The 19047-nt window shown below is 37.3% G+C and carries 14 protein-coding genes and 1 tRNA gene; 11 read left to right on the top strand and 4 right to left on the bottom strand.

All coding sequences use genetic code 11. The features are described from left to right. Nucleotides 1–35 precede the first annotated feature (35 nt). Nucleotides 36–1751, bottom strand: a complete 1716-nt coding sequence (gene rho / locus R2Q16_RS17440; protein WP_316738956.1) for a transcription termination factor Rho — start codon at nucleotides 1749–1751, stop codon at nucleotides 36–38. A gap of 424 nt (nucleotides 1752–2175) precedes the next feature. Between rho and pyrF the strand changes: the two genes are divergently transcribed. From pyrF to R2Q16_RS17415, 5 genes are all read left to right on the top strand, one after another. After that, nucleotides 2176–3006, top strand: a complete 831-nt coding sequence (gene pyrF / locus R2Q16_RS17435) for an orotidine-5'-phosphate decarboxylase (RefSeq protein ID WP_316738955.1) — start codon at nucleotides 2176–2178, stop codon at nucleotides 3004–3006. 192 nt (nucleotides 3007–3198) lie between these two features. After that, entirely contained in the window at nucleotides 3199–4101 is a 903-nt protein-coding gene (locus R2Q16_RS17430; RefSeq protein ID WP_316738954.1) for a DMT family transporter, read from the top strand. A 121-nt stretch (nucleotides 4102–4222) separates the two neighbouring features. Further along, complete coding sequence (locus R2Q16_RS17425) at nucleotides 4223–5506, top strand: DUF2851 family protein (RefSeq protein WP_316738953.1); 1284 nt, start codon at nucleotides 4223–4225, stop codon at nucleotides 5504–5506. Between the two features lie 48 nt (nucleotides 5507–5554). Continuing rightward, entirely contained in the window at nucleotides 5555–5767 is a 213-nt protein-coding gene (locus R2Q16_RS17420) for a hypothetical protein (RefSeq protein ID WP_316738952.1), read from the top strand. An 80-nt stretch (nucleotides 5768–5847) separates the two neighbouring features. Further along, complete coding sequence (locus tag R2Q16_RS17415; protein ID WP_316738951.1) at nucleotides 5848–6066, top strand: PspC domain-containing protein; 219 nt, start codon at nucleotides 5848–5850, stop codon at nucleotides 6064–6066. A gap of 100 nt (nucleotides 6067–6166) precedes the next feature. Here R2Q16_RS17415 and R2Q16_RS17410 read toward each other — a convergent pair whose 3' ends face one another. Continuing rightward, the gene (locus R2Q16_RS17410) at nucleotides 6167–6820 is read right to left on the bottom strand and encodes an ankyrin repeat domain-containing protein (RefSeq protein WP_316738950.1); all 654 of its coding nucleotides are present in this window, start codon (nucleotides 6818–6820) and stop codon (nucleotides 6167–6169) included. Between the two features lie 525 nt (nucleotides 6821–7345). Here R2Q16_RS17410 and R2Q16_RS17405 point away from each other — a divergent pair. The 6 genes from R2Q16_RS17405 (at nucleotide 7346) to R2Q16_RS17380 (ending at nucleotide 13728) form a co-directional block, all read left to right on the top strand. Continuing rightward, nucleotides 7346–9943 carry an FtsK/SpoIIIE family DNA translocase gene (locus R2Q16_RS17405; protein ID WP_316738949.1) on the top strand — a complete coding sequence of 866 codons (2598 nt, stop codon included), beginning with the start codon at nucleotides 7346–7348 and terminating at the stop codon, nucleotides 9941–9943. 61 nt (nucleotides 9944–10004) lie between these two features. Continuing rightward, a complete protein-coding gene (locus tag R2Q16_RS17400; protein ID WP_316738948.1) occupies nucleotides 10005–10655 on the top strand; it encodes an outer membrane lipoprotein carrier protein LolA in 651 nt (216 codons plus the stop codon). Between the two features lie 833 nt (nucleotides 10656–11488). After that, on the top strand, nucleotides 11489–11761 hold the full coding sequence (locus R2Q16_RS17395; RefSeq protein ID WP_316738947.1) for a hypothetical protein: 273 nt from the start codon (nucleotides 11489–11491) through the stop codon (nucleotides 11759–11761). Between the two features lie 43 nt (nucleotides 11762–11804). Next, entirely contained in the window at nucleotides 11805–12569 is a 765-nt protein-coding gene (locus tag R2Q16_RS17390; protein WP_316738946.1) for an MBL fold metallo-hydrolase, read from the top strand. 68 nt (nucleotides 12570–12637) lie between these two features. Further along, nucleotides 12638–12721, top strand: a tRNA-Leu gene (locus R2Q16_RS17385). 515 nt (nucleotides 12722–13236) lie between these two features. Continuing rightward, nucleotides 13237–13728 (top strand): hypothetical protein, encoded by a 492-nt coding sequence (locus R2Q16_RS17380; protein ID WP_316738945.1) that lies wholly within the window; start codon nucleotides 13237–13239, stop codon nucleotides 13726–13728. Nucleotides 13729–13949: 221 nt separating this feature from the next. Here the strand turns inward: R2Q16_RS17380 and R2Q16_RS17375 are convergent, their stop codons facing one another. Both R2Q16_RS17375 and R2Q16_RS17370 read right to left on the bottom strand, forming a co-directional pair. Next, on the bottom strand, nucleotides 13950–15680 hold the full coding sequence (locus R2Q16_RS17375; protein ID WP_316738944.1) for a RagB/SusD family nutrient uptake outer membrane protein: 1731 nt from the start codon (nucleotides 15678–15680) through the stop codon (nucleotides 13950–13952). A 10-nt stretch (nucleotides 15681–15690) separates the two neighbouring features. Then, a complete protein-coding gene (locus R2Q16_RS17370) occupies nucleotides 15691–18678 on the bottom strand; it encodes a SusC/RagA family TonB-linked outer membrane protein (RefSeq protein ID WP_316738943.1) in 2988 nt (995 codons plus the stop codon). Between the last annotated feature and the right edge of the window lie 369 nt (nucleotides 18679–19047).

Below are 19047 nucleotides of genomic sequence, written 5' to 3'. Positions count from 1 at the left end.
CCTCAACCATCATCCGTTTTCCATCTTACTTTATTTTAGCTGTTCATCGAAATTAGAAACTCTTCGTTGCTTTTTGTGCCTTTAATTTGGGCTTGTACAAATTCCATTGCTTCCTGACTATTCATATCGGCAAGGTGGTTACGTAAAATCCAAACGCGTTGTAAAATATCTCTGTCTAATAATAAATCATCTCTACGCGTGCTCGATGCCGTAATATCAATAGCAGGGAAAATACGTTTGTTAGATAACTTACGATCCAATTGTAATTCCATGTTACCAGTACCTTTAAATTCTTCGAAGATTACCTCGTCCATTTTAGAACCGGTATCAGTTAAAGCTGTAGCCAAAATGGTTAATGAGCCACCATTTTCGATGTTACGAGCCGCACCAAAGAAACGTTTTGGCTTGTGTAGTGCGTTTGCATCAACACCACCCGATAAAATTTTACCAGATGCAGGAGCAGTTGTATTGTAAGCCCTTGCCAAACGCGTAATCGAATCCAAAAGAATAACAACATCATGTCCGCTTTCTACCAAACGCTTAGATTTTTCTAAAACGATGTTGGCAATTTTAACGTGGCGTTCAGCAGGTTCATCAAAAGTTGAAGCAACCACCTCAGCTCTAACACTGCGAGCCATATCGGTAACCTCTTCCGGACGCTCATCAATTAAAAGAATAATTAAATAAACTTCCGGGTGATTTTTAGCAATTGCGTTTGCAACTTCTTTCAATAAATTGGTTTTACCCGTTTTCGGTTGCGCCACGATTAAACCACGTTGACCTTTACCAATTGGGGTAAATAAATCCATAATACGGGTAGAATAGTTATTATTATCCGTAAATAAATTTAATTTTTCTGTTGGGAAAAGTGGCGTTAAATAATCAAAAGGAACACGGTCGCGAACTTCTGCAGGGATTCTGCCATTGATAGTTTCTACACGAACCAATGGGAAATATTTTTCGCCTTCCTTCGGAGGGCGGATGCTACCTTTAACGGTATCCCCGGTTTTTAAACCGAAAAGTTTTATTTGCGATTGAGATACGTAAATATCATCGGGAGAGGTAAGGTAATTGTAATCAGCAGAGCGTAAGAAACCATAACCATCTGGCATAATTTCCAAAACACCTTCATTGGTAATAACATTATCAAAATCTAAGTTTGAATAACTGTTTTCGTTTTTGTGATGATTACCACCGCCTGGTTGTTTTTGCTGACGATTATCATCGCGTTGCGGCTTATCTTGTTTTTCTCTTTGTTCTTGTCTTTGTCTTTGAGCAGGTGCCGGAGTTGGTAAAACTTCAGCAGATTCTTCAATTAGTGCAGAAATTGGTTTAACACTTTCTTCCGATTCTACAATTCTGTCTGGCTGTGTTTCTTCTTGTTGATGCTGAGGCTCGTCAAACAAGGTAACCGATTCTCTCTTTTGCTCAACCGAACCAGCCGTATTTTCCTTTGGTAGCCTCGTTCTTTTTTTAACAGGTTTATCTGTAGTTGAAATTTCAGCCTCAGCTTTAGGTGCTTTGTCGGCTTTAACTGCCTTTGTTTTTGGTGCTGGTGCAACCGCTGCAGGCTCCTCGTCGCTATATGGATCTGCACCAGATTTTGCTGCAGTTATCATTTCTTGCTGGTGCAAAAGTACTTCAACAAGGTCAATTTTTCTTAGGGATTCAGCACCTTCAATGCCATAGGTTTTAGCAAGCTCACGTAATTCGGGAGTAAGCTTCTCATTTAATTCTGTTTTGCTAAACATTCTAAATATATATGTTTCAAGAAATTTTTCATTTGTTTATAACGGATGTTTCCTGTTATAAATCTGCTTGGGCTAAAATATTTGTGTTAGTTTAAAAGCCAAGCGGTTTCATTGTGTATAAAATCTTAATGCTGTAAAACCGAAAATGAGTGGTTTTTGGGTAACTCAAAATGGTTTCAAAGTTGTTTACGTGCTGAACAAAAACGATAAATCGTTCTTAGAAAATGGTAATAAAAACAAGTTTAGATTAATTTTTTCTGGGATATTCAGATAAACGGTTGAGATATTATGTTGCAATTGTATGTATTTGAAACGAAATCCGCAAGAAAAAGTTTAAAATGTTTATAAAAATAATTAATTAGTGGATGTTTTAATTGTTCAAAAAACTTAAAAAACCTCATATTTGCAGCAAACAAGCCCATATATGACTAAGCAACAACTTTTTGAGCAAATCCAGAAAAAACGTTCTTTTTTGTGCGTTGGATTAGATTCTTCGCTTGATAAAATTCCGCAACACCTTTTAAAATACGAAAACCCAATTCTGGAATTTAACAAGCAAATTATCGATGCAACTAAGGATTTATGCGTGGCTTATAAACCTAATACCGCCTTTTACGAATGTTATGGCAAAAAAGGTTGGGAAACATTAATCGAAACCTGGAAGTATATTCCTCAAGATATTTTTAGCATAGCTGATGCCAAGCGTGGCGATATTGGAAATACTTCTGCCATGTATGCCGAAACTTTTTTTAATGAAAAATCGTCAGAAATGAGCTTTGATTCGGTAACTGTTGCTCCTTATATGGGCAGCGATTCTGTTACGCCCTTTTTAACTTTTAAAGATAAATGGGTAATTCTTTTAGCATTAACCTCAAATTCTGGTCATGCAGATTTTCAATTACAGGAAATAGGAGCAGATAAACTTTTTGAGAAAGTTCTTAAAACCTCGCAACAATGGGCAACTGAAGAGCAAATGATGTACGTTGTTGGCGCAACACGAGGTTCTGCATTTGCAGATGTTCGTAAACTCGCCCCAAACCATTTCCTTTTAGTTCCAGGCGTTGGTGCCCAAGGCGGCGATTTACAAGAAGTTTGTAAATATGGGTTGAACTCGCAATGCGGATTACTGATAAATTCATCAAGAGGCATTATTTATGCTAGCCAAGGCGAAGATTTTGCAGAAAAGGCAAGGGCCGAAGCTTTGAAATTACAACAAGAAATGGAGCAGATTTTAGTTGGAGCAAATTTGGTTTAGCCATATATTCATTTGTTATCACGGAAACACTCAAAACATGGAAAATGAGTGAAATTTTCACTTCTTAAAAATAACACGAATACTAAAGCCTTGAAATAAGATTAAAAAATTCCGTGTAAATCTGTGTTTTCGGGGCAACTCTTTTTCTTTGCCTAAAGTTTTGCGTTCCTTTCGGTTAATCTCAATATATACATGAAATCTAAAGTAGATTTAAAACTTATACTAGCTTTATCTGGTGTTGCCCTAATTTGGGGAACAACCTATTTAGGCATCCGTGTTGCTGTAGAAAGTATTCCGGCGTGGTATGTTACTGCCATCCGTCAAACCATCGCTTCGCTGATAATTTTAATTATCCTTATCAAGCAAAAGGAATTGAAGTGGATTGGCTGGCCAGGTTTTAGGCGACAAATTTTGTTATCAATCTTAATGGTTGTAATTGCCAACGGAATGACAACCGTTGCCGAAAAGACAATTCCTAGCGGATTAACTTCACTCATCAATGCAACATCACCACTATTGGTTTTTGTGGGTTGCGTGTTCTTAGGAATTCAGAAATCGAGTTTAAAAGGATTTATTGGCGTATTTATTGGTTTTCTGGGCATCGTTTTTATTTTTAGAGATGGAATAAGCGATTTACTAGAACCTGGCTATCGTAATGGGATTTTATCTTTGGTTGTTGCCGTTTCAGGGTGGACAATCGGAACCATATATTCTAAAAAACACAGTGGTAAACCACAATACATATTCCTGAACCTATTTTATCAGTTTGTGTTTTCGGCCATTGTTCAATTTGGTCTGGCATTAATATTCTCAGGCAAAGCCGATGTAAACGCCTGGAAAACAGAAAGTATTTTTGCCGCAGTTTATTTGGCCGTGTTTGGTTCTGTACTTGGTTATTTCTGTTATCATTACGCCCTAAAAAAAGTATCAGCCTCAGAGGTTTCTATACTTACCTATTTTAATACTGTTATCGCCATATTTTTAGGTTGGTTAATTCTAAACGAAAAAGTGGATGTGGATTTAATTGTGGCTACAGTTTTAATTATTGCCGGCGTTTTCATCACGAATTATAAGAAGAAAGTGGAAGTCTCTTAGTTTCAACAAATCTTCATGCTGAATTATTCATTTCAGCATCTCTTATCCAAGACCCTGAAATGAATTCAGGGTGACGTCAAAAATGTTTTAAAACATTTAGGAATATTCTTTATCTTGAATAATGAATTTTCCAGAAGATTTCCTTCACTATGTTTGGCAGTTTAGGTCGTTCGATAATAACGATTTGAGAATCTCTTCTGGAGAATGTTTAAAGATTATTCATCAAGGTTTTCTAAACAAAAATGCTGGTCCTGATTTTAACAATGCTAAAATACAGATTGGCGAAACCGTTTGGGCAGGCAATATCGAAATTCACCTTAAATCGTCTGATTGGTTAAGGCATAACCATCAAAATGATTCAAGCTATGAAAATGTGATTCTTCATGTAGTTTTTGATAACGATATTGAGATTAAAAGGCTTGATAGAACAGTTTTACCTGTTCTGGAACTTAAAAATCGCATATCAAAAACATTGATTCAGAAATATGAATATTTGTTTTTAAATCTAAACGATTTTCCTTGCAATGCTAAAATTCACATCGTAGATAAAATGATAATTGATTCCTTTCTATCCAGAACTGTAATCGAAAGATTTGAGCAAAAGACAGTGCATGTTATTGAAACTTTAAATGAATTGAACGGAAACTGGGATGAAACATTCTATCGTTTTATTGCCCGGAATTTCGGATTTAAGGTAAATGCGTTACCTTTTGAGCTCTTTGCTAAAGCCATACCACAACAAATTTATGCTAAACACAAAGATAACGCTATGCAAATTGAAGCATTGGTTTTTGGTGCAGCAGGCTTTTTAAACAGTAATTTTGAGGATGATTATCCGGCAAAGCTGAAACGTGAATTTCAATTCTTAAAAAAGAAATATTCGATTAAACCTGTAGAAGTTTCGCTTTGGAAATTTATGCGAATGCGACCGCAAAATTTTCCAACCATTCGGTTAGCTCAATTTGCAGCTTTAATTATCAAGGCCAATCATCTTTTTTCAAAAATAATGGAAATAAGTAGCGTAGTTCAGCTTCGTGCATTGTTTGAAAATTTGCCGGTAAACGATTTCTGGAAAAGCCATTACCATTTTAATAAAGAAACAGAAGGCGTAAATATTCAGATTGGTAAATCATCAAAAGATAATATTCTATTGAATACGGTTTCCTTGTTACTTTTCGCTTATGGCAAACATACAGGAACGCAGTTTTACATCAGCAGAGCAATAAAATTACTGGAAAGCTTACCTGCCGAAGAAAATGCAATAACCGATAAGTTTGTATCGGCAGGGGTGATTATGGAAAACGCATTTGCATCTCAAGGAATTTTGCAATTAAAAAAGCATTACTGTGAGCATAAAAAGTGTTTATCTTGTGGTATTGGAATTAAAATTTTAAAGCAAATTTAACACAACGTTTAGTTTAAAACATTCTACCACCAAATCCGTTTAGTCAATATGGAATTTCCACACGAACTGAAAGAACTTTATCCCGATAAAATTATAGAAGTTAGAGGCAATGCAGATGCTTTAACGGTAATTTTAAATGCTGAGGTTGATATTGAAAAATTCAAGAATGAATTGAAGAAAAAGTATTCTGGTATAGACGACCATCAGATACTTTTTATAAAACACGAAGACAGGCAGGATTTCGAAAAACTAATTCTCTAATAAAACTTTACGATTTTCTTTATTAAAGCTTTTTGCAAAATTTTATTTAAATTAGATATTGAATTTAATTCAGGCTAAAAATGTTTCAAAGAATTATTACCTATTTCGAGCAACAAAGTTTTGGAGTATCTACGTATTTGGCTAATAAATTAAATATGAGTACGGCCAAAGTACGCTTGTTTTTTATTTACTCATCATTCCTTGCTGTCGGATTTCCAATACTCTTTTACCTTTTAGCCGCTGTAGTACTCGATATCAGAACTTACATGAAGAAAATGCGTTTAAGAATTTGGGAGTAAAGGTTAGGTTTTAGGTTATTTGTTTTAAGTTGTACGTAACCTAAAACGTAAACATATAACGTAAAACGTACTACTTATCACTTAAAACGTAAAACCTATTCTAATCTTCCCTTAAAATCTCTGCAATTTCATTAAAACCTTTTTCTGCGGCTAAATCTGCTGGTAATTTTCCGCCTTCCATGCGTAAGCCAACTTCGGCTCCATGTTCCAAAAGCAAAATGATTAGTTCGATATTTCCCAATTGTGCGGCAGTGTGTAGTGGCGCTAAGCCTGCTTTCTGACAAACATTAGGATAAGCACCTGCATCTAATAATACTTTGGAAATATTAATATTATTCGCGGCAACAGCGGAATGAATTGGAAAAACATTAAAGCCATTTTTAGAAGCTAAGTTAACATCAGCACCCTTCAAAACCAGAAACTTGGCTAATTCTTCATGCCCGAAATAACAAGCGAGCCCAAGGGGCGTAAAACCATCTTCAGAGAATTGGTTAACACTATCAGGGTTTTGAAAAATTAACATTGTTGCTGCATCGTATTTGCCAACTGCACAAGCTTCAAATAAAGTCAGATTGTCTGTAAATTCTGCTATCAGATTGGCAATATCTTGCTTTCTATAGTAGCAAGCCAATAATAACGGCGATATATTATGTGAGGTATTCGCATTAGCCAACGACGGATTCTGAACTAATATGTCTTTAACAGCTTGTAAATCTCCGGCCTCAATTTGTGCTTCAAGTTGACCTGTACTCATATAGATAGTAATTAATATGGATTTAAATTAACAAAAAATTAATAAAGTGTAGAATTTTAGCTTAAATAAGGAAAGTTGATCGAAGGTACGATAGTTTGCGTATTCATTAATTGCAGAGTGAATTATTAACCGCGTGGTGGTTTTTATTTGTAGCAAAGACTTAAGTTTCTTAAACCTGATAGTAATGGAAATACTTTTTGTTGCAGGTCTTCAACAAGCTCAGGCTAACAGAAACAAAAAGATTGTAATGAATAGTAGGACTACAGTACCTATGAAACACAAAACCTTGATTTTCTGAATAAATAAAAATCCCGCTTAACCTCTCCAGGACCAAACGGGATTAAAACCTAAAACAAAATCCGTTTCATTTTGACAAAACGTGCAACTTGTGTGTTGTAAAATAATAGACAGATTTTTCTGTTTAAGGTTTAATGCCTCATCGAATAATTTTATTTAATTTGAAGCATCATGTAAAACTCGTAACAGATATTTTATATTTGTTCTTTATAATTATTACGATAGAAAATGGCGGTAAGGGGAAACCAATTTAAAACCAACACATTCAGAGATAAAGGTGTCGAAAATGCATCAGGCAGGTCATCATCTGGTCGCCAGCCAAAAGAAAAAAGAGAATATTTGCCAAATTTCGACTTGCAGGATGGACGTGCAGTAAAAATTGTAGGCTTATTTTTCGTTATACTTTCATTATACTTTTTAATTGCATTTACATCTTATTTATTTACCTGGCAAGACGACCAGAGTTACGTAATCGATGCAAATGGGGGTTGGAGTAATTTGTTTAAAACTTCTGAAGAATTAAAAGATGCAGGTGTAAATATTCCAATTGTACAAAACTGGTTAGGTAAATTTGGGGCCTTACTTTCGCACCAATTTATATACGAATGGTTTGGGGTAGCATCTTTCTTATTCGTTTTAGCATTTTTCATCATCGGTTACCGCTTGTTGTTTAAGGTTAAAATATTATCCATTTCAAAAACTTTAGGTTACAGCTTTTTCTTTCTGCTGTTCCTTTCATTAACCTTTGGCTTTGCACATAGTTTCTGGTCAACATCGCCGCATTTTGTAGAGGGCGAATTTGGTTATTGGAGCAACAAGCTACTTGCAGCGCAGATTGGTGCTGCCGGTGTTGCCGGCTTAATTGCTTTTGCAGGATTAACCATTCTAATTATTGCTTATAACATCGATTTTAAACTACCAGAGCGTAAGCAAAAGGAAGTTTATTTAGATAATGAGACGCCAGATTATGTTAATGAGGTTAGAGAAAAGTTCTCAAATAACAGAGAAGTTGAAGAAACTTCTGAACCAATAGAATTTCCGGTTCGTGAAAAAACAAATCTAAATAATGAGCGCAGGCAACAAAATGTAGTATTGCAACCGAATAGATTTGAGCAAAAACAAGAGGAAGAAGAATTTGTAAAACCTGTTGTTTTATCTCCTTCGGCAGTAAATTTACCTTTAACAACTGCGGCCGCTTCGGCAATGCCACTAACGGTAGAGCCGACAATTGAAGAAGAAAAAGAGCCAACTTTTACGGTAGAAAAAACCGAAGAAGAAAAGAAATCAGACGATTTAGTAGAACAGTTTGGTAATTACGATGAAAAGTTAGATTTATCAGGTTATAAATATCCAACGGTTGACTTACTAGAGAATTATGGTACCAATAAAATATCTGTTAATGCCGAAGAATTAGAAGCCAACAAGAATAAAATTGTCGAAACGCTTAATCATTACAATATCGAAATTGATAAGATTAAAGCCACAATCGGTCCTACGGTTACTTTATATGAGATTATTCCTGCTCCGGGTGTAAGAATTTCAAAAATTAAAAACCTTGAAGATGATATTGCCCTTTCATTAGCGGCTTTAGGCATCCGTATCATTGCGCCAATGCCTGGTAAAGGAACGATTGGTATCGAAGTACCTAATCAACATCCTGAAATGGTGCCGATGCGCAGCATTTTAAATACCGAAAAGTGGACTTCAAACACTATGGATTTGCCAATTGCTTTGGGTAAAACCATTAGTAATGAAGTATTTATTGCCGATTTAGCCAAAATGCCACACTTATTGGTTGCGGGTGCTACTGGTCAGGGTAAATCGGTTGGTATTAATTCAATTCTGGTTTCCTTATTATTTAAAAAACACCCTGCGCAGTTAAAATTTGTACTGGTCGATCCGAAAAAGGTAGAGCTAACTTTATTCAATAGAATTGAACGCCACTTTTTAGCTAAACTTCCGGGTGAGGCAGATGCGATTATCACCGATACTAAGAAAGTGGTCAACACCCTGAATTCGCTTTGTATAGAAATGGATCAGCGTTACGATTTATTAAAAGATGCACAGGTTCGAAATTTAAAGGAATACAACGATAAATTCATCAAGCGTAAGCTTAACCCAAATAACGGACATAGATTTTTACCATTCATTGTTTTGGTGGTTGATGAGTTCGCCGATTTAATGATGACGGCTGGTAAGGAAGTTGAAGCGCCAATTGCCCGTTTAGCGCAGTTGGCCCGTGCAATCGGTATTCACCTGGTTTTGGCTACACAGCGTCCATCAGTTAATATTATTACTGGTACTATCAAAGCCAACTTCCCGGCGAGGCTGGCATTCAGGGTACTGTCGAAAATCGATTCACGTACAATTTTAGATAGCGGTGGTGCAGACCAGTTAATCGGTCGCGGAGATATGCTTTTATCTACAGGAAGCGACTTAATCAGGCTACAGTGTGCTTTCGTTGATACACCAGAGGTTGATAGAATTTCTGAATACATCGGTAATCAAAGAGGTTATTCTGATGCTTATCAATTACCGGAATATATTGATGAGGCAGGAGAGGGCAGCAAGGCAGATTTCGATCCGAACGAGCGTGATAAGTTTTTTGAAGATGCTGCAAGGTTGATTGTATTACATCAACAAGGTTCTACATCACTAATTCAGCGTAAATTAAAGTTAGGTTATAACCGTGCCGGACGAATTATCGACCAGTTGGAAGCTGCCGGAATTGTTGGCCCATTTGAGGGAAGTAAGGCCCGCGAAGTTTTATATCCAGACGAATATTCTTTGGAACAATTCTTGAATAGTATAGATAGCAAGGATTAGATTAAACCAATTGGCGATAATCTATTCTAATGTTTCAACAGAAAATTTAATAAACACAAAAATGAAAAGAATAATTTCGGTATTAATGGTTGTAGCTGCGTTTGCAACATCAACTTATGCGCAGACTGATGCAAAAGCTAAAGCAATTTTAGCAGAGGTAAGTAAAAAATATAAATCGTATAACATTGTAAAAACCGATTTCTCATTCACTTTAGACAACCCTAAAGCGAAAGTTAAGGAAACACAACAAGGTACTTTATATGTTAAAGCCAATTCAAATAAATATAAAGTGGCCATGACGAACCAAGAGTTGTTTAGCGATGGTAAAAGTCAGTGGACGTATTTGAAAAAAGATAAAGAGGTGCAAGTGAGCAATGTAGACAATAGCGGTGATGCAATTAATCCGGCTAAAATATTTACAGTTTATGAAAAAGGCTTTAAATATGTGTACACTGGCGAAGAAAAAGCAGGTGCTAAAACTTATCAAATGATCGACTTAACGCCTGTTGATGCAAAGAAATCAATCTTCAAAGTTCGTTTAAGTATTGATAAAGCTGCAAAACAAATTGCTAATGTTGTGTTGTTCGATAAGAACGGAAATAAATACACATACAATGTGAAAACCTTTTCACCAAATGTAAACGTACCAGAAACTACTTTTGCTTTCGATGCAAAGAAATATCCAGGTGTTGAAGTGGTAGATTTAAGATAATTTCCTTTCCGCTTTGTGGGATAAGATTTTGAAAGGTTTAGTTGGAAACAGCTAAACCTTTTTTGTTTTGTTTTTTGCGACGGAAACACAGAATTCACGGAAGTTTTCTTTGATTTAATGAGTCCGTGGTCATTCTTTGTAAAATAAACCCGATAGAACGAAAAGCCCGGAGCGAGGCACGAGTGAGGACTTGCAGTGATGGCGGGGCTGCAAAATCAAAAGTATTACTGAATTTACGTTTCCAAAAATCGCAAAACATAAGTATTGTAATTTGTAAAAATTATTTTGCCACGGAAACATAGAATTTACGGAAGTCTTTGTTCCTTGAGTCACCATTCTCGCCAATGCGGGAACCACGAAGTACCCAACGAAGCTAATCTTTAAGCCTTAGAAAATAATATTAACTAAGTGTATACAATTGCCATTTCGCAATAATCACCAGCCTTTGTAAAATAAACCCGATAGAACGAAAAGCCCGGAGCGAGGCACGAGTGAGGACTTGCAGTGATAGCGGGGCTGCAAAATCCAAAGTATTAATGAACTTGCGTTTCTAAAAAATCGTAAAACATAAATGTTGTAGTCTCTTAAATTATTTTGCCACGGAAACATAGAATTTACGGAAGTCTTGTTAATTAAGTCGTCATTTCGAGCGAAGCCGAGAAATCTTTGATTTTGCATATAGTTCAGCAACTTTAAAAGTTCTCTCCATTGCGCTGCGCTTCAGTCGAGATGACGGATATAAATCATTATTGTTAAACTTTTCTTATTTTAAAATTCTTTTTCTGATAAAAAGTTTATTTGAATGCTGCTTAGATTTCTCTAAGTTTGTTCTAATGTCTTTGCCACTAACAAACCATACCTTAGAAAAATTAGAGCAATTGCTATTGGCAATGGGTTTTAAGGTTCGTTATGAAAAAGGAAACTTTAAAACAGGCTCATGCTTGCTCGAACACAATAAAATTATTGTGGTTAATAAATTTTCTAACCTTGAAGGAAAAATTGCAGCACTTGTTACACTTGTTAAGCAAACCAATCCTGCCGAAAATCTGTTAGATGAAAAGCAACGTCAGTTTTTTCATTCACTACAGCAAACCGAATTATTTTAATGCAGCTACCTAAAGAATATCGTAAAATGGAAAGGTTTTTTGGATGAAAGTTACTTTTTTAGGCACAGGCACATCACAAGGCGTTCCTGTTATTGCCTGTAATTGCGAAGTCTGCACCTCTACAGATAAACATAACAACCGTTTAAGAACGTCTATACTCATCGAGCTTGGTGATAAAACTATTGTGGTAGATAGTGGACCAGATTTTCGTTACCAGCTGTTGAGAGAAAAGGTAAAAGATTTAGATGCGGTGCTTTTTACCCATGAGCATAAAGACCATATTGCAGGTTTGGATGATATCCGTCCTTTTAATTACTTACTAAAAAAAGTGATTGATGTTTACGCCACTGAAAGGGTTCAGGCGGCTTTAAAAAGAGAATTTTACTATATTTTTGCTGAAACAAAATACCACGGTTTACCTCAAATTAACCTTCACACGGTAAATAATGGCGAAGATTTTAATATAGGGTCACACAACATAACGCCTTTTGAAGTGATGCATCACCTATTGCCAATTACAGGTTATCGAATCGGCGATTTCACCTATATTACTGACGCGAAAACCATATCAGATGAAACACTCGAAAAAATAAAGGGCACCAAAATCCTGGTTATTAATGCCTTACAGAAGGAATCACATATTTCTCATTTTACTTTAACCGAGGCAATTGAATTTGCAAAACTTGTGGGTGCAGAAACAACCTATCTAACGCATATTAGTCATAATTTAGGCCTACATGATGTAGTAGAAAAAGACTTGCCGCCAAATATCAGATTGGCTTACGATGGTCTCAAAATAGAGTTGTAGCGGTAACAATTAAAAACAATTAAACGATTCGGCAATTTATCGATTCAAATGATATATTTGCAGCATAAACCCAGGTGGCGAAATTGGTAGACGCACCATCTTGAGGGGGTGGCGCTGGCAACGGCGTGGCAGTTCGAATCTGCTTCTGGGTACTTGAAATTTGATAAAAGCCTTGTAAGTTAAACACTTATAAGGCTTTATTTTTTTGTGCCTGACCCTAACTGATTTATTGTTCGCAATTTCAGTGGTCTATAAAATCTAAAATTGAAGAAAGACTTTTTCTGGAAATGTATCACCTGCAAAGTGATAACAAGATAATGCGATAAATTGCTTATTCATTGAAGGAATTGCCGAAATCTATATTTCTATTTTTAGAATGATGTGTATACTTCTGGAGTCAAAAGCCTTGGGCTTTAATTTTTATTTAACCATTCTACAATAGAAAAACACATCAAGTTGAAGCAAAAAAATATGATTATTGTTTTAATCCACCAACAAGCTAATCAACTGATGTTAAAAAGAATATACATTAATAATTGAATTAGGTTTTGTGATGAGCACCTGAAGATAGCTCAACCAGGGTTTCATTTCCGGGCATTTGTTTGAGGTGTTGGTTTGAAACGGCATTAAAATTGTAAAGATGCTGCTTTTAAAAACACAAATCGAAATGATTAAAAAATTATCTACAATCTTAACATGCGTAGCTTTATCTTTAGCTACCTTAACCGTAAAAGCACAAAGTTACAAGACAGGCCTGGGTTTAGGTCTTGATTTCGGAAATGGTGCAACCTTAGTTGGACCATCGCTCAGAACACATTTTAACCGAAATACTGCATTTCAAGCTGAAGCATTATTTGGCAGAAGTACAACAACATTGCAAGCTTTCTTACAATACAATGCACCCATCAGAGGAGCGAGAGGTTTAGACTGGTATATCGGTGGCGGACCAAAAGTGCAGATTTACGACAGGAAAAGATATTTCTTCAATGAAAACCATACGGCATTTTACCTGGTTCCGATGGCGGGATTGGATTACAAAATTGCGGGTGCTCCTCTTGCAATTGCATTTGATTGGAGACCTAGTATTTATGTTGGCGATAATCCTTTTTTAGGTAGTGAAGCTGGTCGTTTTGGAATGGCTTTCCGTTTTACGTTCTAAGTTGGTATTTAGCCACTAGAAAAAAAATCCCTCAGCAATTGCTGAGGGATTTTTTTTTCTGCTAATAGCGATTTATTAAACCATTAAGTTATGAGTTAGCGGCTCATCAAAATTTAACAAAAAAGTGCCTCCGATTTACCAGAGACACTTCACTAAACCAAATTTAACTTCCCTCCGCTAATTAAGGGGGGATGCTTGTTGGAGCTTAGTTTAAACAACTGTTAATATCCCGGATTTTGCTTTAGTTTAGGATTGGCATTTAAAATATCTCGTCCTAAAGGGAAAATCTCGGTATGTTTATCTGCATCAGGTTTTTTATCCCACCAGGTACCTTTACTAAATACATCCCAGCGAATCAAATCCGTTCTGCGGCGGTTTTCTCCAATAAATTCACGGCCCCATTCATCAAGCATTTCCTGATCGGTAAGTTGTGCGCCACCAGCAGCATAAAGACTTGGAGAACCCGCAGGGTAGTTGCGTTGGCGAACCTGATTTAACAAAGTAGCAGCTGCGGCTTTATCGCCGGCTCTGTATCTGCATTCTGCAAGCGTGTAATATACTTCGCTTAAACGAATCTCAGCGTAGGCAGATGTAATCCGGTTCGGATCAGGAGTTGGGTACATCGGATATTTAACCATGAATACACCAGAGTTATGATCTGCATGGTTCATGTTAGATTCTTTATCTGCTATTTTTATGCCTGGCTTAGTACCCAGAAAATAGCCCACCTGATCTCTGATAAAAAGCGCATAAGGGCCTTTATTGCCTCTAACTGTATCTACCTTTGCTACTCCGTTCACTGTGGTTGTATAAGGCAGATAGCCGTAAAGGAACATGCCTTCGCGTTTACTGTCGCCTAAGTTTTTGTATTTTTTCAAACGAAGGTCATCCGGATATTTCTGGAATTTTACAAAAGGTTTGCCGAGTGTATGGGTATATTCTACGCTGTCTACATCTCTCCCCGGTTGCAAGGCAAAACGTGGGTTAGATTTTCCAAAATCGGTGAATCCGCAATATAAAGTAGCTGCATCATATGTCATGCCCCAAAAGAACATACCACTATCATATTGCCAATGTGTTCTGGCCAAGGTTCCAGGGAAACCATAAATTACTTCAGATGCTAAGGTTTTGTTGGTATAATCAAAAGGTGCATCCCAACGTGAATCCAAAACATAGCTACCATATTTTCCGCCTATGATATCACGGCAAACTGCTTCGCATTCGGTAAATTTATCTGTCCCTATGTAAACCTTTGCATTCAGGTATAGTCTGGCGAGCAAAGTGGCCGCTGCGGCTTTTGTCCACCTGCCGATACCGTTTGCGCCAAGCTGCTCACGAAGTGGCAAAGCTGGTATTGCCGCTTTCAGTTCCGACTCAATATAGTTGAAAGTTTCCTGCGGTGTGGCTTGCGTACCACCTTGCGTTGTATTTTTTACATCTGTAACGATTTCAATATTACGATAAAAGTCGAAAGCACGCAGGTAAAACCAAGCCCTTAACGTTCTGAGTTCAGCTTTAAAATCATTAAGTTCATCTGTAGTTACACTTAGTCTGGCCGGGTCGGTAATGCCCTCCATATCCTGCAGCGAGTTTGTAGAAAGGACTATACCCTGGTAAAAATTTCTCCATGCCCCATTGGTAAAACCATCTTGCGGTGTCCAGGTATGGTAGTGCATACGTTGGTAATAACCGCCATCCTGCCAGTCGCCCTGACGGTTGTAAGTGCCCATTTCATCGCTGCTGTCTTCACCAACGGCATAAACATCATTTCCCTGGATGCTCCAGTAAGCATGTTCAAATGGTCTTAAAAAATCCCTTATCACATCGTCTCTTCTGGTGAGGAAGTTCGCGGCATCAACCTGATCATAAACCTCTTCATCAAGTTTTGTACATCCGGCAATGGCTGCCAAAAAGCTCACCACAATACCGGTATAGATTATATATTTTTTCATTTGTCAGATATTAAAAAGTTGCCTGTAATCCAAAAATTAGCTGTAGGGTAGAAGGATAATAATTTAGCGAGGTATTTACGCCCGGTGTAAGCCCGTTAACCTGAACCGATTCAGGATCGCCGCCCGTGTACTTTGTAAAAGTGTGTAGATTTCTGCCTGCAGCATATAACCTGACAGACTTAATGTACTTAACATTTAGCGGTTGCTTATAACCAAGCGATACGTTATCTATTTTCACAAAAGAGCCATTTTCTAAAAAGTAATCAGAAGCGATTGAAGTGGTAGCGGTACTTTTCAGCAAGGAGTATTTGCTGCCTGGATCATAAGCTGATTGAAGCACGTTTGCATCACTCTGACTGGAAGGCGTACCAATATAGAATGCGCTCGTATTGAAAATTTTATAACCAAAAGTACCCCTTAAGAAAATACCCAGGTCAAAACGCTTGTATCTGAAAGTATTCCCTAACGATGTGATAAACTTAGGTAATCCATTGCCTACAAACTGTTTATCGTCATTATTCGCCTGGTTAGCCTGTACAACTGAACCATCTTTCTTGTAAACCAATAATGCGCCTGCATCATTTACGCCTGCTGAACGCAGTGTATAAAATTCGCCGATACTGTGCCCTTCCTGTATTCTTTGAATATTTCCTGGAGAACCTGGAGCTGGCAAACCGGCAACATCCTGAAAAGTTCCACCCTTATAAATCTCATTAGAAAAGGAGATAAATTTATTTTTGTTGTAGGCCAGTGCCAGATTTACCTCATAATTAAAATCATTCCCTTTTACTACCTGAGCACTCAAAGCGGCCTCGATACCGTAGTTCTTCATCGTACCAACGTTTGTAAATGTTGTAGATTGGGTATTTGGCGGAACAGGAACGTTATAGTTTCCTAAAAGGTCTTTATTGGTTCTGATGTAGTAATCGAGTGAGCCACTGATTCTGCTGTTCAACACAGAAAAATCCAGACCCACATTGAAATTGATGGATTTTTCCCAACTTAAATCTGGGTTTACGTTTGATGAGGGGCCATAAACCTGATAGTATTGACCATTGAACGGAAAATAACCCGCTCCACCATATAATAGCAACGACAGGTAATTTCCAAAGTCCTGATTTCCGGTAATTCCATAATCAGCACGTAGTTTTAATTCATTAACCCAAGGTAAAGCAGATTTAACAAAACTTTCTTCAGAGGCACGCCATGCCGCCGAAACTGCAGGAAAATTTCCCCACTTGTTATTTGCTCCGAATTTAGATGAACCTTCTCTTCTCAAACTTGCCGTAACGATGTATTTGCTATCGTAATCATAGTTTAACCTCCCGAAGAAAGAAATGAGTGTTGAGCCATTTTGCGTTGATGCAACAGCAGACTGACCCTGACCTGCGGCACCACCATTATAAAGCCCAGAACCCAGATTATTCCATAAGTAAGTGTCAAATGGAAAATCATAATTTTGAGCATACATTCTTTTGTAATTGTAAAGGGAATAAGAGTATCCACCCAATAATTTAAAATGATGTTTTTGGATATCTTCCGAATAATTCGCGGTCCATTCCATGTTTTTCTGATCGTATTCCTGCTGTTCCTGAGAAGCGAAATTTGTCTGCGTAATTTTATTCGCCTGAACTACAGAGGATAGCGTAGACGGAGTGAAATACAGATTTTTAACCGAGCGGCTGATTTCCGATACCGTAACCATCGTGCTTAAATTCGAAAGGATATTCATCTTCAACGAGCCGTTAATGTCCAGTTCCTTAATTTCGGCGCCAGATTTAATTACATTGGCATTTTCTACCGGATTGTTTGAGAAAAAGCCCGTATTGATGTAGTTGTATTTTCCAGCCGGATTAAAAATTGAATAGGTTGGGTTTAACGTTAAGGCATTATTAAAGTTACCCTGGTCAGAATTACTGGTTTTCATATACCTGGGCGCAGCCGTAAGTGTTGCCACAAACATGTTGTTATCCGTTGCATGGTTGATGTTTAACCTCGCTCCATATTCCCTTTTATGCGCACGTAAATCTACACCATCCGCATCCCGATAATCGCCAGAAGCAAAGTAATTGGTTTTTGCAGAACCACCTGAAAACTGAACCGTATGTTTCTGTGCAAAGGCAGGCGAATTGGTCACTTCTTTTAACCAATCTGTTCTGCCCTTATAATCCTGACCTTGTTTATTTGCCACTCTGTTGGCAATAAATTCATCAACCGATAGGTTTTTAAGTGTGTTGGTTAGGTAATCGAAACTGGCATAACCATCGTAAAACATACGGCTTTGTGATGTGCCCTTTTTTGTGGTGATGATGATAACCCCGTTACTACCCCTCGTACCATAAATGGCAGATGCTGCACCACCTTTAAGTACATCAATGCTTTCAATATCATTTTGATTGATGTTATCGATGTTTCCACCTGGTACACCGTTAATCACATACAATGGTCCTAATCCGGCACTACGGGAAGATACCCCCCTAAGCTGTATGCTTGGACTTGAATTTGGATCTGCTCCGGCAGTATTGGTAATGTTAAGCCCGGGAACCTTTCCCTGAAGAGACATCAGCGGATTATTGGCTGCAACGGTTAGCAAATCTTCTCCAGAAATGTGCGTAATGGCACTTGATACCTCCCGTTTATCCAGCGTACCATAACCCACACTTACCACCACTACATCATCCAAAGTATTTGATGAGGAGGTTAACACCGCATTAATCACGTTTGAGCTACCGATAGCCACTGTTTTGGCTTCATAGCCGATAAAAGAAAATGTAATGCTTTTTGCGTTGGCTGCTACACTTAAAGTGTACTTTCCTTGTGCATTGGTTGATGTTGTAGAGGTCTTTGTGTTGTCAGCAACAGTAACGCCAGCCAGGGTCGTACCATCAGTGGCATCTGTAACCGTTCCGCTAATTACCTTATTTTGCGCATCGGCATATAAGGTTTGAATACATAGCATTAATCCAACGAATAATAATCGTAGAAATTTTAGATACATAGTTTAGAATTTAAAAATGTTTTTTGTTAGTTGATTGGTTCATTTAAGGAGATACTGAATCTTAAATGCTAAAGTGTTTTGTTCGCACCCAATGTGCGGATTCAGGCAATCGGTTTTAAGGGGATTTGTTTTGGCTCATAAGACATTTCGTTTCCCTTATTCGTGCCTGATAAAAGGATTTACTAAAAATCCGGCAGGTAAGCATTTAAGGGATGGTTATATATTTGGTTCAGTTTGGCTTTAGGCTAAGGGTATTTAGTATAAAACCATTCTCTAATTTAGAACTGCTGATTAAGGAAAATAGCCTGCAAATGGTGAAGTGTTAAAAAATATAAACAAAATCTAGCTTTTATAAATTTATGATGTTGT

It is taken from the genome of Pedobacter aquatilis (assembly GCF_032678425.1).
Lineage (GTDB): Bacteria > Bacteroidota > Bacteroidia > Sphingobacteriales > Sphingobacteriaceae > Pedobacter > Pedobacter aquatilis_B.
This window is presented reverse-complemented; position numbering and strand designations above follow the sequence as displayed.

What these genes read in the sequence shown, in the direction of transcription:
- rho (WP_316738956.1), bottom strand. Translation starts at nt 1,751, where the DNA reads ATGTTTAGCAAAACAGAATTAAATGAGAAGCTTACTCCCGAATTACGT.
- pyrF (WP_316738955.1), top strand. Translation starts at nt 2,176, where the DNA reads ATGACTAAGCAACAACTTTTTGAGCAAATCCAGAAAAAACGTTCTTTT.
- R2Q16_RS17430 (WP_316738954.1), top strand. Translation starts at nt 3,199, where the DNA reads ATGAAATCTAAAGTAGATTTAAAACTTATACTAGCTTTATCTGGTGTT.
- R2Q16_RS17425 (WP_316738953.1), top strand. Translation starts at nt 4,223, where the DNA reads ATGAATTTTCCAGAAGATTTCCTTCACTATGTTTGGCAGTTTAGGTCG.
- R2Q16_RS17420 (WP_316738952.1), top strand. Translation starts at nt 5,555, where the DNA reads ATGGAATTTCCACACGAACTGAAAGAACTTTATCCCGATAAAATTATA.
- R2Q16_RS17415 (WP_316738951.1), top strand. Translation starts at nt 5,848, where the DNA reads ATGTTTCAAAGAATTATTACCTATTTCGAGCAACAAAGTTTTGGAGTA.
- R2Q16_RS17410 (WP_316738950.1), bottom strand. Translation starts at nt 6,820, where the DNA reads ATGAGTACAGGTCAACTTGAAGCACAAATTGAGGCCGGAGATTTACAA.
- R2Q16_RS17405 (WP_316738949.1), top strand. Translation starts at nt 7,346, where the DNA reads ATGGCGGTAAGGGGAAACCAATTTAAAACCAACACATTCAGAGATAAA.
- R2Q16_RS17400 (WP_316738948.1), top strand. Translation starts at nt 10,005, where the DNA reads ATGAAAAGAATAATTTCGGTATTAATGGTTGTAGCTGCGTTTGCAACA.
- R2Q16_RS17395 (WP_316738947.1), top strand. Translation starts at nt 11,489, where the DNA reads ATGTCTTTGCCACTAACAAACCATACCTTAGAAAAATTAGAGCAATTG.
- R2Q16_RS17390 (WP_316738946.1), top strand. Translation starts at nt 11,805, where the DNA reads ATGAAAGTTACTTTTTTAGGCACAGGCACATCACAAGGCGTTCCTGTT.
- R2Q16_RS17380 (WP_316738945.1), top strand. Translation starts at nt 13,237, where the DNA reads ATGATTAAAAAATTATCTACAATCTTAACATGCGTAGCTTTATCTTTA.
- R2Q16_RS17375 (WP_316738944.1), bottom strand. Translation starts at nt 15,680, where the DNA reads ATGAAAAAATATATAATCTATACCGGTATTGTGGTGAGCTTTTTGGCA.
- R2Q16_RS17370 (WP_316738943.1), bottom strand. Translation starts at nt 18,678, where the DNA reads ATGTATCTAAAATTTCTACGATTATTATTCGTTGGATTAATGCTATGT.